The organism is Pseudomonas sp. CJQ_9, from assembly GCF_043106615.1.
Lineage (GTDB): Bacteria > Pseudomonadota > Gammaproteobacteria > Pseudomonadales > Pseudomonadaceae > Aquipseudomonas > Aquipseudomonas juntendi.
On record NZ_JBICMS010000099.1, the window covers coordinates 187,424 to 202,306 of the forward strand.

Annotated in this window: 15 protein-coding genes and 1 pseudogene; 12 read left to right on the top strand and 4 right to left on the bottom strand. The window is 62.5% G+C overall.

Features of this window, described 5'->3' with window-relative positions; translation table 11 throughout:
- Positions 1 to 76: 76 nt before the first annotated feature.
- Positions 77 to 1,114: an alpha/beta hydrolase family protein gene (locus ACF8SD_RS21785; protein WP_392485118.1), complete on the top strand. Its 1,038-nt coding sequence runs from the start codon at positions 77 to 79 to the stop codon at positions 1,112 to 1,114.
- On the opposite strand, the gene ACF8SD_RS21790 is transcribed toward ACF8SD_RS21785, so the two are convergent.
- The 3 genes and pseudogenes from ACF8SD_RS21790 to ACF8SD_RS21800 form a co-directional block, all read right to left on the bottom strand.
- Positions 1,085 to 2,278 (bottom strand): MFS transporter, encoded by a 1,194-nt coding sequence (locus ACF8SD_RS21790; RefSeq protein ID WP_173888777.1) that lies wholly within the window; start codon positions 2,276 to 2,278, stop codon positions 1,085 to 1,087. The genes ACF8SD_RS21785 and ACF8SD_RS21790 overlap by 30 nt on opposite strands.
- A 149-nt stretch (positions 2,279 to 2,427) precedes the next feature.
- Positions 2,428 to 4,014 (bottom strand): ABC-F family ATPase, encoded by a 1,587-nt coding sequence (locus ACF8SD_RS21795; RefSeq protein WP_029885780.1) that lies wholly within the window; start codon positions 4,012 to 4,014, stop codon positions 2,428 to 2,430.
- A 20-nt stretch (positions 4,015 to 4,034) separates the two neighbouring features.
- A pseudogene (locus ACF8SD_RS21800) lies at positions 4,035 to 4,309 on the bottom strand (site-specific integrase); the annotation flags it as partial.
- Here ACF8SD_RS21800 and ACF8SD_RS21805 point away from each other — a divergent pair.
- The 10 genes from ACF8SD_RS21805 to ACF8SD_RS21850 all read left to right on the top strand — a co-directional run bounded on the left by ACF8SD_RS21805 (position 4,299) and on the right by ACF8SD_RS21850 (position 12,408).
- The gene (locus ACF8SD_RS21805) at positions 4,299 to 4,475 is read left to right on the top strand and encodes a VOC family protein (protein WP_249414381.1); all 177 of its coding nucleotides are present in this window, start codon (positions 4,299 to 4,301) and stop codon (positions 4,473 to 4,475) included. The pseudogene ACF8SD_RS21800 and the gene ACF8SD_RS21805 sit on opposite strands and share 11 nt — an antisense overlap.
- Positions 4,448 to 4,786 carry a VOC family protein gene (locus tag ACF8SD_RS21810; protein ID WP_349306028.1) on the top strand — a complete coding sequence of 113 codons (339 nt, stop codon included), beginning with the start codon at positions 4,448 to 4,450 and terminating at the stop codon, positions 4,784 to 4,786. The genes ACF8SD_RS21805 and ACF8SD_RS21810 overlap by 28 nt, the downstream gene beginning before the upstream one ends.
- 161 nt (positions 4,787 to 4,947) lie before the next feature.
- On the top strand, positions 4,948 to 5,313 hold the full coding sequence (locus tag ACF8SD_RS21815; protein WP_392485119.1) for an alpha/beta fold hydrolase: 366 nt from the start codon (positions 4,948 to 4,950) through the stop codon (positions 5,311 to 5,313).
- A 138-nt stretch (positions 5,314 to 5,451) separates the two neighbouring features.
- Entirely contained in the window at positions 5,452 to 5,697 is a 246-nt protein-coding gene (locus ACF8SD_RS21820) for an alpha/beta fold hydrolase (protein ID WP_392485121.1), read from the top strand.
- 257 nt (positions 5,698 to 5,954) lie between these two features.
- Complete coding sequence (locus ACF8SD_RS21825; RefSeq protein WP_392485122.1) at positions 5,955 to 6,467, top strand: GrpB family protein; 513 nt, start codon at positions 5,955 to 5,957, stop codon at positions 6,465 to 6,467.
- A gap of 568 nt (positions 6,468 to 7,035) precedes the next feature.
- Positions 7,036 to 7,392, top strand: a complete 357-nt coding sequence (locus tag ACF8SD_RS21830; protein ID WP_110678346.1) for a hypothetical protein — start codon at positions 7,036 to 7,038, stop codon at positions 7,390 to 7,392.
- 334 nt (positions 7,393 to 7,726) lie between these two features.
- Entirely contained in the window at positions 7,727 to 7,933 is a 207-nt protein-coding gene (trbK, locus tag ACF8SD_RS21835) for an entry exclusion lipoprotein TrbK (RefSeq protein WP_392485190.1), read from the top strand.
- A gap of 374 nt (positions 7,934 to 8,307) precedes the next feature.
- On the top strand, positions 8,308 to 9,855 hold the full coding sequence (locus tag ACF8SD_RS21840; protein WP_392485123.1) for an AMP-binding protein: 1,548 nt from the start codon (positions 8,308 to 8,310) through the stop codon (positions 9,853 to 9,855).
- Between the two features lie 14 nt (positions 9,856 to 9,869).
- Entirely contained in the window at positions 9,870 to 11,033 is a 1,164-nt protein-coding gene (locus ACF8SD_RS21845) for an acyl-CoA dehydrogenase family protein (RefSeq protein WP_392485124.1), read from the top strand.
- 64 nt (positions 11,034 to 11,097) lie between these two features.
- Positions 11,098 to 12,408, top strand: a complete 1,311-nt coding sequence (locus tag ACF8SD_RS21850) for an MFS transporter (RefSeq protein ID WP_173888783.1) — start codon at positions 11,098 to 11,100, stop codon at positions 12,406 to 12,408.
- Here ACF8SD_RS21850 and ACF8SD_RS21855 read toward each other — a convergent pair.
- Complete coding sequence (locus tag ACF8SD_RS21855; RefSeq protein ID WP_173888785.1) at positions 12,393 to 13,355, bottom strand: LysR family transcriptional regulator; 963 nt, start codon at positions 13,353 to 13,355, stop codon at positions 12,393 to 12,395. The two genes, ACF8SD_RS21850 and ACF8SD_RS21855, sit on opposite strands and share 16 nt — an antisense overlap.
- A gap of 149 nt (positions 13,356 to 13,504) precedes the next feature.
- Between ACF8SD_RS21855 and ACF8SD_RS21860 the strand changes: the two genes are divergently transcribed.
- Complete coding sequence (locus tag ACF8SD_RS21860; protein WP_392485125.1) at positions 13,505 to 14,842, top strand: DUF1329 domain-containing protein; 1,338 nt, start codon at positions 13,505 to 13,507, stop codon at positions 14,840 to 14,842.
- Positions 14,843 to 14,883: the final 41 nt, after the last annotated feature.

Consider the following 14,883-nt stretch of genomic DNA (forward strand, 5'->3'; position numbering starts at 1 on the left):
TCCAGTTTTCATGCGGCGCCTGCGGGCCCAGGCTTATGCTGGGTTATCGCATTGCCACGCAAGGAGCCGCTGGCCGATGACTCTCCCCCGTTGCGTGTTGGCGCTGGCGCTGTGCGCCTGCCTGCTGGCCCATGCCGAGGCTGCGCAATGGGCAGCAGGCCTGCACCACATGACCCTGACCGACCCGGTCGATGACCGGCCCATGCAGGCGCTGGCGTTCTACCCAGCGCTGGGCCCGGCCCGCAGTAGCCGTATCGATGGCTACCCGCTCGACGTGGCCGAAGAGGCCCCCATCGCCATGGGGCGCTTCCCGCTGTTGGTGCTGTCGCACGGCAATACCGGCAGCCCGCTGGCGTTGCATTACCTGGCTACGGCGTTGGCGCGCGCAGGGTTCGTGGTGGTGGCGGTGGTCCACCCCGGGGACAACACCCGCGACCACAGCCGCCTGGGCACCTTGAGCAATCTGTATGGCCGGCCGTTGCAGCTCAGCGCCGCAATCACCGCGGCGCGCGCAGACAGCGTGGTGGGCCCGTACCTGACGGACGGCAAGGTGGGTGTGATCGGCTACTCGGCGGGTGGTGAAACGGCGTTGATCTTGTCTGGCGCGCACCCGGACCTGGAGCGTTTGCGCCAGTACTGCCTGGAACGTCCGAACGACGCCGACGCCTGCAAGACCCACGGCATATTGATAGCCGACCGCAGTGAGCTTGGCCCCAAGGCCGACCCGCGTGTCGGCGCGGTGATGTTGATGGCGCCGCTCAGCCTGCTGTTCGGGCGGCATGCGCTGGCCGGGGTGCAGGTGCCGGCACTGATCTACAGCGGCGACAGTGACCAGTTGGTGGCGGTGGACCGCAACGCCGCAGCGCTGGCCCGCAAGCTGCCAGTCACACCGGATTACCGGCTGTTGGCCGGTGCCGGGCATTTTGTGTTCATGGCCCATTGCGATGCCGAGCAATACCAGCGCATGCCGGTGCTGTGCAGGGATGCCGAAGGTGTTGACCGTCGGCATATTCATCGCTCACTGCAACGTGAAACCGCAGCGTTCTTCAGCGAGGCGCTGGGGGCGCCGCAATCGGCCGAGCGGTCAGCGGCCACGGCCACGCCGCGCCAGTAGCAGCGTCAGCCCGACGCCAGCCAGTGCCAGCAGGGCGGCCACGCAGAAGATCGAGGCATAGCCCAGGTGCGCGGCAACCGCCCCCATTACCGGCCCGGCGAGGGCCAGGGCCATGTCGAAGAACACCGCGTAGGCGCTCAGCCCGGCACCCCGGCTGCTGCTGGGTACCTGCCTGATGGCTTCGACGCCCAGTGCCGGGTACACCAGCGACAGCCCAAAGCCGGTCAGCCCGGCGCCCAGCAACGCCCACGGCGGTGAGGGCGCCAGCCACAGCAGGCCAAGGCCGAGCACTTCGGTGGCCATGCAGGCGACCGCGACGTTGTAGCCACCAAAGCGGTTTACCGCGTTGACGAACAGCAGCCGGGAGATGATGAAGCACACGCCAAACGCGCTCAGGCACCAGGCTGCTCCGGCCCAGCCACGCTCAAGGTAATACAGGGTGACAAAGGTGGTCAGGGTGCCGTACCCGATGGAAGCCAGGGTCAGGCCAACACCACACGGCGCCACCCGGCCGAACGCCGACCAGAAGGGCAGGCGCTCACCGCGCGTCACAGCCACGTCGGGGCGTTTGCGCAGCACCAGCAGGGCAATGGCTGCCAACCCCAGCAACGCCGGGCCCAGTACGCTGAAGCCCAGCCCGTCCACGGCCAGCACACCCACGGGCGCGCCGATGGCGATGGCACCGTAAGAGGCGATGCCGTTCCATGAAATGACCCGGGCGGTGTGCTCAGGGCCGACCTGGCTGATTCCCCAGCTCAGGGTCGCTACGCCGATCAACCCCTGGGCTATGCCCAGCAGCAGGCGCCCGGCAAGCAGTAGGCCCAGGCTGAGGGTTGGCAGGTTCAGCGCCCAGGCGGAAAGCAGGGTCAGCACACCGCAGCCGGCGATACCCAGCAGGCCATAGCGTATTGCCCGCTTGCCGCCCAAGCTATCGGCTACCTTGCCGGCTAATGGCCGGCTGAGCAGGGTGGCCAGGTATTGCAAGGCGATGGTCACGCCCGCGATCACGGCGCCGAAGCCCAGCTGATCGTGCACATGGCTGGGCAGTACCGCGATCGGCAGGCCGATGCAGAGGAAGGCAATGAAGGTGTAGAAGACGATCGACAGGATTTGCAGGGTTATGTGCAAGCTATCGCTGGGGGGGGCAGGTTGTTGCGCGGTCATGGGCTTGTTCGCGGGCGGGCGGTTGGGCGTGAACCCATCATGGCCGTTGCGCGAAGGAAATGAAAGCAGGCTAACGAATTTTTCGTCGAGAGGCCTCGCACTGTGGCGCAAGGCCCAGCCGCCCAAGGCAGCCAGGCCTCACGGCTCAATCAGACCAACACACCCTGGCTACGCAGGTAGTCGTCGTAGGTACCGCTGAAGTCCACCACGCCATCGGCCGAGAGCTCGATGATGCGGGTAGCCAGCGACGAAACGAATTCGCGGTCGTGGCTGACGAACAGCAGGGTGCCTGGGTAGTTTTCCAGCGCCAGGTTGAGTGCTTCGATCGACTCCATGTCCAGGTGGTTGGTCGGTTCGTCCATCACCAGCACGTTGGGTTTTTGCAGGATCAGCTTGCCGAACAGCATGCGGCCTTGTTCACCACCGGAAATCACCTTCACCGACTTGAGGATCTCGTCGTTGGAGAACAGCATGCGCCCCAGGGTGCCGCGGATCACCTGCTCGCCGGATGTCCACTGGCCCATCCAGTCGAACAGGGTCATGTCGTCTTCGAAGTCGTGGGCGTGGTCTTGCGCGTAGTAGCCGACTTCGGCGCTGTCGGTCCACTTCACCGAACCGGCATCCGGGGTCATTTCGCCGACCAGGGTGCGCAGCAGGGTGGTCTTGCCGATACCGTTGGGGCCGATGATCGCCACGCGCTCACCCGCTTCCACGGTAAGGTCGAAGTTCTTGAACAGCACCTTGTCATCGAAGGCTTTGGCCATTTTCTCGACGACCACGGCCTGGCGGTGCAGCTTTTTGGTCTGCTCGAAGCGAATGAACGGGCTGACGCGGCTGGACGGTTTCACCTCGGCCAGCTGGATCTTGTCGATCTGCTTGGCGCGCGAAGTGGCCTGCTTGGCTTTCGAGGCGTTGGCCGAGAAGCGGCTGACGAAGGTTTGCAGTTCGGCGATCTGTGCTTTCTTCTTGGCGTTGTCCGCCAGCAATTGCTCGCGCGACTGGGTGGCCGCCGTCATGTACTCGTCGTAGTTGCCCGGGAACAGGCGCAGCTCGCCATAGTCCAGGTCAGCCATGTGGGTGCACACGCTGTTGAGGAAGTGGCGGTCGTGGGAAATGATGATCATGGTGCTGTTACGCGCCGTGAGGACCGTTTCGAGCCAGCGGATGGTGTTGATGTCCAGGTGGTTGGTCGGTTCGTCGAGCAGCAGCACGTCCGGGTCCGAGAACAGCGCCTGGGCCAGCAGCACACGCAGCTTCCAGCCAGGGGCCACTTCGCTCATCGGGCCGAAGTGCTGCTCCAGCGGAATACCCAGGCCCAGCAGCAGTTCGCCGGCGCGCGACTCGGCGGTGTAGCCGTCCATTTCGGCAAATTCGGTTTCCAGCTCGGCGACGGCCATGCCGTCTTCCTCGGACATTTCCGGCAGCGAGTAGATACGGTCGCGCTCAGCCTTGACCTTCCACAGCTGGCCGTGGCCCATGATCACCGTGTCGATGACGGTGAATTCTTCGTAGGCGAACTGGTCCTGGCGCAGCTTGCCCAGGCGGGTGTTGGGTTCGAGCATGACCTGGCCACCCGAAGGCTCCAGGTCACCGCCGAGGATCTTCATGAAAGTCGACTTGCCGCAGCCGTTGGCGCCGATCAGGCCGTAGCGGTTGCCGTTGTTGAATTTGACAGAAACGTTTTCGAACAGCGGCTTGGAGCCGAACTGCATGGTGATGTTGGCGGTGGAGATCAAGGAGCTTACCTATCAATAACTTACGTGGCTTCTTCGCAGCTGCGGACCCATTTGGGACCAGTCTGGCGCTTTTCCAGTTCTGACCAGTGGTTGGACGAGTCAATCCAGCGCGCATAAGTCGATAAGAGCATCTGCACGCCATGCCCGAGCTGTTGGGCGATAAATGCGGGGTTGAGACCAGACATTGAGCGTATTGTCGCATAGGTGTGGCGGCAGTTATACGGGGGCGGTACCTGATCCCCAAACCTGCGAGGTTCGGCCGGCATTGATGATGCAGGTCCGACGTGGCCGTCACCCCCTTGAAGGATGAGTTGACGAATTCCAACCACAGCGTATATGCCGCCGATCATATTGGCTGTGCCGTCGGCTCACTGGAAGAAGCCATTCGCTTCTGGACAATCGGGCTTGGGTTCACGCTCGAACGCCAGTCTGAATGGGAAGACCATTCATTCTCGATGTAACCGGCACCGCCGATCCGAAGGTGCGAACGGCGATAGTGAAAAGGCCGGATGGCAGCCGAGTAGAATTGCTGGAATATTCGCAGGGTGCCCGCCACGGTGTCACCCCGCCTACGGCATCTGCGATTGGCTCAGCGCATCTGGCACTGAGGGAGCAAGACATGCACGCCGTACTTGGTCGCATCGAGCAAGCGGGCTGGCAGGCCAGGGGGACGCCTCAACCGATTCCCGCAGGCCCACGCAAGGGTACGCTGGTGGTGTATGTGACCGGGCCAGATAACATTACGCTGGAGCTGATGCAGGCGGCTGAGTAGCTTTCTGCTCTCACCTGAGGTGTGCTGTCTTCAAACGGGTTCACGGGCAAGCTCATTGCTTGCTCACCGTCAGTACATGCGTCAATGCAATAAACAGAATCTGGCGAGAGCCCAACTCAAGCGTGCAAGATCGATCATTCTTCATGCCATCGGGTGCACTCATGCCCAAGCAAACGCCGGTCGTGTTCATCAACGGCCTCATCGGCTGCCTTGGTCACAGCTCCCTGCATAAGCGCCTGTGTCCACTTCCGGTCATCGTGCCTGACCTCCTCGGATATGGCCGTCTGAGTGGTGTTACGCCATGCAACGTGAATATCCCTTCTCAGATCGAGCACCTGCACCGAGAGATCGGCAAGCACGCCTCAGGTGGGCGAGTACACCTGGTCGGCCACTCCGTGGGTGGGGTTGTAGCCATGCTCTATGCGAGGCGTTATCGAGATCAAGTAGCCAGCATCACAAGCGTAGAGGGCAATTTTTCACTGAAAGATGCGTTCTGGTCTTCTAGTGTGGCAAAAATGTCTGCGTAAGAAACAGAGGCTCTGCTAGCCGGCTATCGTGCAAATCCGAAAGCCTGGATGGAGCGCGCAGGGGTTGCTTTTAGCCAGCAACGCCTTGAGGTTGCTATGGCCTGGTTGGCTCATCAACCCTCCAGCACAGTGCAAGCCATGGCCCGATCAGTGCTGGTCGAGACCGGAGGTGATGATTACCACGATGCCTTGAAGGCGGTATTTTCTTCTATACCTGTGCATCTGCTGGCCGGAGAGCGCTCCCGGGCCGAATGGGATGTGCCTGACTGGGCGATAGCCCAGTCGGCCAGTATCACCATCATGCGTGAGGTGGGCCATCTGATAATGCTTGAGCAGCCACAGGCATTTGCGCAGGAGATCGCCCAGATACTCGATCAGGTTTGATCGGAATCACGGAGCAGCGCACGACAACCTAGTTAAGGGTAATGGTGCGCGGCTGCTCTCGACCCATTGCTGCCCTCCGCATGGGGGGCAGTCGGCCAGAAGTACACGGTAGACAGGACAGCTATCCAAACTCGATCAGATTCGAATTTGATCTACTGAATTGTCGCATGGCCGGGGTATCGTTATCAGTGGCTGGCGAATTCACAAGTATTGAGGGAACATTCGGAGTATCAGGTACTAGCCACCAAGGAACGGAAATGGCACTGACCAGCAAAATCACTCCCTATGACCCCACTTGGCCCGCCCGCTTTCTGGCAGATAAGCCACTCATCGCTTCGGCCTTTGGCGATGAACTGATCGCCATACAGCATGTTGGAAGTACCTCCGTTCCAGGGCTCGCGGCGAAGCCTGAGATCGATGTGCTCATCGAGGTTCACGATCATAGCAACGCCTCGGCGCGGGACGAGGTGTTGATGGGCTTGGGATATGTGCGAGGAAGCGACTTATCGGAAGGGCATCATTTCTATCGGCGTAATGTGGATGGGATTCGCACGCACAAGCTCCACGCTTGTGTCCGTGGCCACCTTGCGATCACCCAGATGGTGAGGTTCAGAGATTTGCTTAGATGCGATGCCTCTATGCGCCAGCAGTATGAAGTACTGAAGCTCCAACTTGAGTCGAGCAATACAGGTGGGATGGCTGAGTATCTGGAGAAAAAGTCTCCGTTTATTATCGCGGCACTAGTGCATGCCGGCATCGTATCTGGATGACCGATGGGTTGCTAAGCGGCGCCGGTATCAAGTGTCTGCATTGGGTCGGTAGCGGTCATCCACGACCGGAAGCTTGCGACCCATTGCAGACACTCACGCAAAGGAGCACTGCAAACCGAGGCCTCCGATCGCCATTACTGCTGGCTCTGGTTTGAGTTTTGCGCCGTTACGGTATCTCTGGTTTGTTCCATGCGGTGTTTGCGACATCCCTTTTCGTACAGAGCCTAGGCCGGTCTTGCGGCGCCCGTTGGATTTCTCTTGCGCATCAGTCTGCGCTTTCAGATCACACACCGATGCTGCCTGGTGATGAAGAACTCGGTGCACCGGGCAGCTTTCGTCATGCTGACGCGGTACTGGTTGTTCAGAATGGGGCAAGGGCCGTATTATCAGGCCGGTGTCTCGGTTTGTGCTGAGACTCACTTCCTTCGAAGGACATGAGCATGGGAAAATATTTCGGTAATTCAGGCCTGTTCAAGGCGGCTTCGTATTCCTGCAACGAACTCTTAGTCAGTGGTATCGCTAGCTGGGAGCGGAAAAATATTGCCCTGAATACGAAGGAGTTTTTGATATGTCCAAAGAATTATTCGGAGTTTCTGCTCTAGGTTTAATGGTGGTCGGTGAGTTCTGTGCAATCTACAGTGAGGTCGTGGTCGCTAAACTCGCGCAGACGGGAAGTGCTTCATGGGGCGCTATCAGCTTTCCCTTGGTGCTGATGTGTTTTGCAGGGATTTGCCTACTGGCGGCATACTGGCTTGGATACGTTGCAGTCGGTGACATCTGGATCGTTACCGTAGTATCGGTCACCTCGTTGTTGCTTCTCGAGCCCGTAATCGTGTGGTCTCTTTTTCATGAATTCCCAGGACGGGGAGCGCTCATTGGCTTTATCCTAGGGGCCTTGGGGATGCTGGCCACTGTATTGCTTTAACTCACTCTTCTGGCCCAGCATCTACTGCTGGGCCAGTTCGCACGCATTGCATTAATTTTCCGTCTGGTACCGTTGCCTGGGCCAGTCAGTGAAATGGGATCCGGCAGCATCGGCCTTTGACTGGATGCGCTCTGGAATCCCTTCCCGATGAACCGAGACATCCTTCGCCCCATCCGCTATGATCCGGGGCCAGCAACCCATGCAAACTGTGCAATGCGCGGGCGATTCAGGACCTCCTGTCACTCGTGCCTAGGTAGATCAGGGTACCGGATTACCCTGAGTCATGAATGAGGACGTTATGAAACACATAGTGGGAATTTCCGCAGCCATCGTTATGGCGTGTAGCCTGTCAGTACAGGCGGATGAGAAAGTACCTGCCCCAAACGAGAAGAATTGTTCGGGTAGCACGTACGATCAGACCCTCGCCAGTCTTTCGAAAGACGCTGATCGCAATGAATTCATTTACAACTGCAAGAGTTTTGAACAAGCTCGAAAACACACGGAGTGGAAGTTCGAGAAGAGCCCACCGGACGATTTCTGACCGCTGATGTGATTCAATGCTCGGCTCTGCACGTCGATACAGGTTTACCTTCGGTCGAACGACGTTATGGAGAAATAACCCCGTTTGGAGCAGAGCTAGTCAGACTGTGTGAAAGCCCACTGATCGGCCTTACACGCCCCGACTTGTGCGGGGCGTTGTTTTTTACTGAAAAAAGCGCTTCATCAGCGCTGACACCTCCTTTGAAGTATTACAGCTGAGCGCCCGCAATCCCCCGGACGATCACCGAGCTGTCGGCGGCCGCTTGCGGTATGCCAGCCAATAAAGGTATGGCCCACATCTGAATCTGGTATTTCATCTGCACGCGCACAGCTGATTAGCATCGTCGATGTCTTTCTGTCGACGAGAACAATAACGTGAACCTTGGATCGATCATTACCCGAAGTGCCCGCTACTGGGCGGACCACATCGCCGTGGCGGACAGCCAGACGCGCCTGACCTACGCGCAGTTGGAACGGCGCAGCAACCGCCTGGCGTCCGCGCTGGGTACGCTTGGCGTGGGCGTTGGCGAGCATGTGGCGATTCTTGCCGCCAACCGTGTGGAACTGGTCGAAGCGGAAGTGGCGCTGTACAAGGCGGCGATGGTCAAGGTGCCGATCAATGCGCGGCTTTCGGTGGATGAAGTGGTGCGGGTACTGGAAGACTCCTGCACGGTCGCACTGATCACCGACGCGCGCTTTGCCGAGTTGCTGGCAGCCCGACGCGCGGAGTTGCCGCTGCTGCGCCAGCTGATCGTGCTGGACGGCCAAGGGGGCGACCTGGGCTATTGCGCGTTGCTGGAGCGCGGCAGCGAGGCACCGCTGGGGCTGGACCCGGCCGACGATGCGCTGGCCGTGCTGCATTACACCTCTGGCAGCTCGGGCGTGCTCAAGGCCGCGATGCTGTCGTTCGGCAACCGCAAGGCCCTGGTGCGCAAAAGCATTGCCAGCCCCATACGCCGCTCCGGGCCGGGCGACGTCATGGCCCACGTGGGGCCCATCACCCATGCCAGCGGCATGCAGATCATGCCGCTACTGGCGGTGGGCGCCTGCAACCTGTTGCTCGATCGGTATGACGACCGCCTGTTGCTGGAAACCATCCAGCGCGAGCGGGTTACGCGGCTGTTCCTGGTACCGGCAATGATCAACCGCCTGGTCAACTACCCCGGCGTCGAACACTTCGACCTGTCCAGCCTGAAGCTGGTCATGTATGGCGCCGCACCCATGGCGCCGGCCCTGGTGAAAAAGGCCATCGAACTGTTCGGGCCAATCCTCGTACAAGGCTACGGCGCCGGGGAAACCTGCTCGCTGGTCACTGTGCTGACCGAGCAGGACCATTTGGTGGAAGACGGCAATTACCAGCGCCTGGCCTCTTGCGGGCGGTGCTACTTCGAGACCGACCTGCGGGTAGTCAACGAAGCCTTCGAGGATGTAGCACCCGGTGAAGTCGGCGAGATCGTGGTCAAGGGCCCGGACGTGATGCAGGGCTATTGGCGCGCCCCGGCGCTCACCGCCGAAGTGATGCGCGACGGTTATTACCTCACGGGCGACCTGGCCACGGTCGATGCACAGGGGTACCTGTTCATTGTCGACCGCAAGAAGGAAATGATCATTTCCGGCGGGTTCAACGTGTACCCCAGCGAGGTGGAGCAGGTGATTTACGGCTTCCCCGAGGTGTTCGAGGTGGCGGTGGTCGGCGTGCCGGACCCGCAGTGGGGCGAAGCGGTGCGCGCGGTGGTAGTGCTCAAGGCGGGCGCACAGCTGCAGGCCGACGAGCTGATCGAGCGTTGCGGCCGGGCGCTGGCCGGTTTCAAGAAGCCGCGCGGCGTCGATTTTGTCAGCGAACTGCCAAAAAACCCTAATGGCAAGGTGGTGCGCCGCCTGGTCCGGGACACCTACTGGCAACACAGCGAACGTCGCATCTGACCAGGAGCATGACCATGTACCAACCCAGTGCCAAAGCTGCGCAGATTATCGAAGCAATCGAAGGTTTCGTCCGTGACCAGGTTCGCCCGCTGGAGCAGCAAGCCCAGCTGGACTGGGCGCGCCCGCATCCGCAACCGGTGCTGCGCCAGGTGTGGAAGCTCGCCAGCGAGCAGGGCCTTTACACCGTCATGCTGCCTGAAAGCATGGGCGGTGCCGGCCTGAACGTGGCCGACCTGTGCGCGGTCAAGGAGGCCACGGTGCTGACCGGTTCCATGTTGGCCTCACACGTGTTGGGCGAGCTGTCGGGGCCGCCGCGGGTCGGCCACCTGTTCAAGGTGGCAAGCCCCTACCAGGTCGAGCGCTTTCTCAAGCCGGTGTGCCGTGCTGAAAAGGCCGTGTGCTTTGCCCTGACCGAAGCCGAGGCTGGCTCCGACGCGACCGCCATCAGCACCCAGGCACGTCGCGACGGCGACCACTATGTGCTCAGCGGCAGCAAGCGGTACATCTCCGGAGCCACGTACGCCGACCTGGCCGTGTTGCTGGCGGTGACCGGGCCAGGCAAGGGCGCCCAGGGTATTTCGGCATTCTTCGTCGACCTTGACGCCCCAGGGGTGCGCATCAACAGCGATTATGCGGTGATGTCTGGTGGCGGTGCCCATGGCGACATCCTGCTCGACCAGGTGCGTGTGCCGGCGGCCAACCTGATCGGCGAGGAAGGGCAGGGGTTCAAACTGGCCATGGGGCGCATCACCCTCAACCGCCTGTTGCATTGCCCGACCCTGCTGGGGATGGCCGGCCTGGCCCTGAACCTGTCGATCGAGCATGCGCGCAGCCGCAAGCAGTTCGGCCAGCCCATCGCCATGTTCCAGGCGGTCAACCACATGATCGCCGACATGGCCACCGAGCTGCACGCTGCGCGCAGCATGGTGTACGCCACGGCCCAGGTGAACGATGCCGGGGGCGATATCCGCACCCAGGCGCCGATGTGCAAATTGTTCGTCTCCGAGGCGGCGTTCCGCATCGCCGACAAGGCGGTGCAGGTGCACGGCGGCGCGGGGCTGTTGCAGGGCCACCCAGTGGAGTGGATATTCCGCGCCACGCGGATGATGCGGATCCTCACCGGCACCAGCGAGATCCAGCGCAACACCATCGCCAAAGGGGTGCTGATGCCTGCCTGACCGATGGGCCGCCCTGGCGGCGGCCTTTTTGCACCGCCCCACAACAATAACAAGAGTACTCCCCATGACTGCGGATTCTTCCCTGCCCAACCCCCGTACCGCCTGGCTAGTGGCCGCGCTGCTGGCCCTGCTGATGCTGGTCAACTTTCTCGACAAGGTGGTGATCGGCCTGGTAGCGGTGCCGATGAGCGCCGAACTGGGCCTGACGGCTACCGAGTTCGGCCTGATCGGGGGCGCCTTGCACTGGTTCTTCGCGATCTCCGCCGTGGTCGGTGGCTTCATGGCCAACCGGCGCCCCACCCGCACCTTGCTGCTGGGCATGGGTCTGTTCTGGGCGCTGATCCAGCTGCCCATGCTGTTCGCCACCTCACTGTGGGCCATCGTTGCCTGCCGGGTGCTGCTGGGCATCGGTGAGGGGCCGGCATCGCCGGTGGCCACCCATGCACTGTACAAGTGGTTCCCCAACGACCGGCGCAACCTGCCAGTGGCCCTGCTGCATGCCGGCAGTGCCATGGGGCTGCTGGTGGCAGGGGCGATGATCCCCTGGGTCAGCCTGCATTACGGCTGGCGGACCAATTTCATCATCCTGGCGCTGATCGGCCTGCTGTGGTGCCTGCTGTGGTGGCGGCTGGGCCAGGAGGGCACCCTCGAGCGCCTGCGCGCCAGCCAGCTCAAGGCCGATGAACCGGCTATTGCCTACCGCCGGCTGCTGGGGGACCCCAGCGTGCTGGGCAACTACCTGTGCCACTTCGCCGCCAACTGGTCGTTGGCGCTCACGCTGACCTGGGTGCCCAGCTACCTCCAGGTTGGCCTGGGTATCGACCCGCTGCAGACCGGGCGCCTGTTCGTCATGTTCGTGGTCGTGACCACGCCGCTGAGCTTGCTGCTGGCCTGGTTCTCCCAGCGCCTGATGCGCCGCCGCGTGCCGTCACGTGTGGCCCGCGGCGTGTTCGTTTCAGTGTGCCTGATACTGGCTGGCCTGTTGTCGGCGTCGCTGATGCTGCCTGGCCTCAGCACGGTAGCAAGGGTTGCCGCGCTGACGCTCAGTGGGGGCCTGGCGCTGGTGATGTATTCCGTGGGCCCGGCGATGCTCGCCGAGTTCACCCCGGCGGCCCAGCGCGGCGGCATCCTCGCCATGGGCAATGGCATTGCCTCGTTGGCCGGGCTGGCAGCACCGCTGGTGACGGGCTTGCTGGTTCAAGGCGCAGGCAGCGCACACCCGGCGGGGTATGCCCAAGGCTTTCTGGTATGTGGCGCGGTGCTGGTGGTGGCCGGGCTGGTGGGGCTGGCCACGCTGAACCCGCAGCTGACCCAGCAGCGCCTGCGCGTGCCGGTGGCCGCTGGCGGGAAAGCGCGCGCTCAGACCGCTAGCTGAGCGCCGGGCATGGCCTCCAGCGGCTGTGCTTCTTTGCCGATCAGTTCGCCTCGCCAGCGGCCGCTGTTGACCAGGTCGATCAGCACGCTGCGCACCAGGTCGCGCAGGCAACCGGCGGCGAACGACAGGGGCTTGTGCTGGGAATGCGCCAAGGCAATCGTGCGGCTGATGGCCGGTTCAACGATACGCCGCGCCGCCGTGGGTTCCAGCAATGTGCTCAGTGGCGGCCAGTTGCTGATGGTCGCTGCCAGGCCCGCGCGCACCAGGCTGGCGATGCCGGGCGCCGATTGCTGTTCGTAGGCGGCGGCCAGGGGCACGGCGGCCTGCATCGCCGCTTGCTCGATGCGCCGGCGCAGGTGCAGTGTTCTGGGCGGCAGCACCAGCCGGGTGGCGGCGGCTTCGGCGAGGCTGATGGTGTCGGGGGTGCCAGGGGCTGATGCACCGACCCAGTACAGCGCCTCGGTGAAGATCGGCTCGGCCTCGACATGCTCGAGTTCTTCGGCATTGGGTACCACGCCGAAGTCCACCTTGCCCAGCTCGATGGCCTGGCCGCCTTCACGGCTGAGGCCATCCCACACGGTCAGCGTCACGCCGGGGAAGCGCTGTTCGGCGCGCCTGAGAATTTCCGGCAGCAGCAGGTCGGCGGCCGTGGCCGGAATGGAGATGGCCACATGGCCCTTGGGGTCGCCGCGGCTGGATTTCAGCTCATCCTTCACCGAGTCCAGTTTCTGTACTACTTGCCGGGCCACCTCGTAGAGCTGGCGCCCGGCATCGGTCAGGGCTATTCCATCGTGCTGGCGGTCGAGCAACTGCATTTCCAGTTCACTTTCCAGCAGGCTGATCTGCCGGCTCAGCGCCGGCTGGGCAATGTAGGCGCGACGTGCAGCCGAAGAGAAGCTGCCGGCGTCGACGATGGCGATCAGATAGCGGAGCTGTTTCAAGGTCATCGGAGCGGTTCCAAGGGTATGCCGAACTGATATGGCACGTATCCGAACACGTTATTTGTGGGGTTCGGAGCGCGGCTCCTAGTATCACCCCGAAAGCGCTTGCCAAGGCAAGCCGGCCAGGACCATACAACAACAAGAGGCCAAGCCCGATGAAACCATTTGCCCTGCTGCGCAGCGCCCTGTGCATCAACGCCAGCCTGCTGAGCCTGTGCATGGCGGCCACGCCATTGCCCGCAGACTTGACGCCGGTGGGGGCCGAACGCGGGCCCAGTAGTGACGGCCGCATACCGGCCTGGAACGGCGGCCTGCACGCGGGGCAAGTGTCGCTGGCGGTCAACGGCACGCCACTGGACCCCTATGCCGATGAGCGGCCGCTGTATGTGATCAGCGCCAGCAACTACACCCAGTACCGCGAACAGTTGACGGCGGGGCAGGTGGCCTTGATGCAGCGTTATCCCAAGTCGTTTCGCCTGCCGGTGTACCCCTCGCATCGCAGTGTCGCGGTGCCGCCACGTGTCAGCGACTGGGCCCGGCACAATGCCGCCAGCGCGCGCCTGGTCAATCACGGCAACGGCGTGGCGGGCTTCGCCGGCGTGGTGGCATTCCCCAGGCCGGGCAACGGCCTGCAGGTGCTGTGGAACCACCTCACCCGGCCGCGCAACGGCAGTTACAGCCTGGCCTCGGACAGCATTACCCCGCGTGGCGATGGCCGTTTCGCGACCATCAGCCTGCAGCAGAACTTCGCCCGCCCCGACGTGCTGGAAGGCGGCCAGGCGGGCAAGGTGCTGTATTACCTGAGTTACCGCATGACCGCGCCGTCGCGCTTGGCGGGCGATGCCGTGGTGCTGCACGAAACCCTCGACCAGGTTGCCCAACCGCGCCTCTCGTGGCTGTACAGCAGCAGCCAGCGGCGGGTGCGTCGCGCCCCGGCGCTGGCCTATGACAGCATCACCCCGGGTACGGCCGGCCTGCGCACCGCCGACAGCCGCGACATGTTCAACGGCGCCCCGGACCTCTACCACTGGACCCTGGTGGGCAAGAAGGCCCTGCACGTACCGTATAACAGCTACCGCCTGGCTTCGCCGCTGCTCGGTTATGCCGCACTGATCGGGCCTGGCCATGTCAACCCGCAACCCACACGCTACGAACTGCACCGGGTGTGGGAAGTGCTGGGCACCCTCAAGCCTGGGGCGAAGCACCTGTACGCCAGCCGCCGCTATTACCTGGACGAGGACAGCTGGGCCATCCTCGAGGCGGATTTCTTCGACCATGAGGGCCGGCTGTGGCGCACCGCCCAGGCGCACAGTTACTACCACGTCACGGGCCAGGCGCTGGTCAATGCCATGGAGGCGATCTATGACCTGCGCACTGGCCGCTACCAGCTGTCTGGCCTGACCAACGAGCAGCCCAGGCCATACGTCTTCGACGTACGCACCCATGCTTCCTACTTTTCCCCTGGCGCATTGCGCAGCCAAGGGTTGCGTTGAAACAGGCCCCTTATCGCTTCCGAGCACCGTCATACCCTTTG

Coding starts and splice junctions, on each gene's coding strand:
- ACF8SD_RS21785 (WP_392485118.1), top strand. CDS start 77: ATGACTCTCCCCCGTTGCGTGTTGGCGCTGGCGCTGTGCGCCTGCCTG.
- ACF8SD_RS21790 (WP_173888777.1), bottom strand. CDS start 2,278: ATGACCGCGCAACAACCTGCCCCCCCCAGCGATAGCTTGCACATAACC.
- ACF8SD_RS21810 (WP_349306028.1), top strand. CDS start 4,448: ATGGGAAGACCATTCATTCTCGATGTAACCGGCACCGCCGATCCGAAG.
- ACF8SD_RS21815 (WP_392485119.1), top strand. CDS start 4,948: ATGCCCAAGCAAACGCCGGTCGTGTTCATCAACGGCCTCATCGGCTGC.
- ACF8SD_RS21820 (WP_392485121.1), top strand. CDS start 5,452: ATGGCCCGATCAGTGCTGGTCGAGACCGGAGGTGATGATTACCACGAT.
- ACF8SD_RS21825 (WP_392485122.1), top strand. CDS start 5,955: ATGGCACTGACCAGCAAAATCACTCCCTATGACCCCACTTGGCCCGCC.
- ACF8SD_RS21830 (WP_110678346.1), top strand. CDS start 7,036: ATGTCCAAAGAATTATTCGGAGTTTCTGCTCTAGGTTTAATGGTGGTC.
- trbK (WP_392485190.1), top strand. CDS start 7,727: ATGGCGTGTAGCCTGTCAGTACAGGCGGATGAGAAAGTACCTGCCCCA.
- ACF8SD_RS21845 (WP_392485124.1), top strand. CDS start 9,870: ATGTACCAACCCAGTGCCAAAGCTGCGCAGATTATCGAAGCAATCGAA.
- ACF8SD_RS21850 (WP_173888783.1), top strand. CDS start 11,098: ATGACTGCGGATTCTTCCCTGCCCAACCCCCGTACCGCCTGGCTAGTG.
- ACF8SD_RS21855 (WP_173888785.1), bottom strand. CDS start 13,355: ATGACCTTGAAACAGCTCCGCTATCTGATCGCCATCGTCGACGCCGGC.
- ACF8SD_RS21860 (WP_392485125.1), top strand. CDS start 13,505: ATGAAACCATTTGCCCTGCTGCGCAGCGCCCTGTGCATCAACGCCAGC.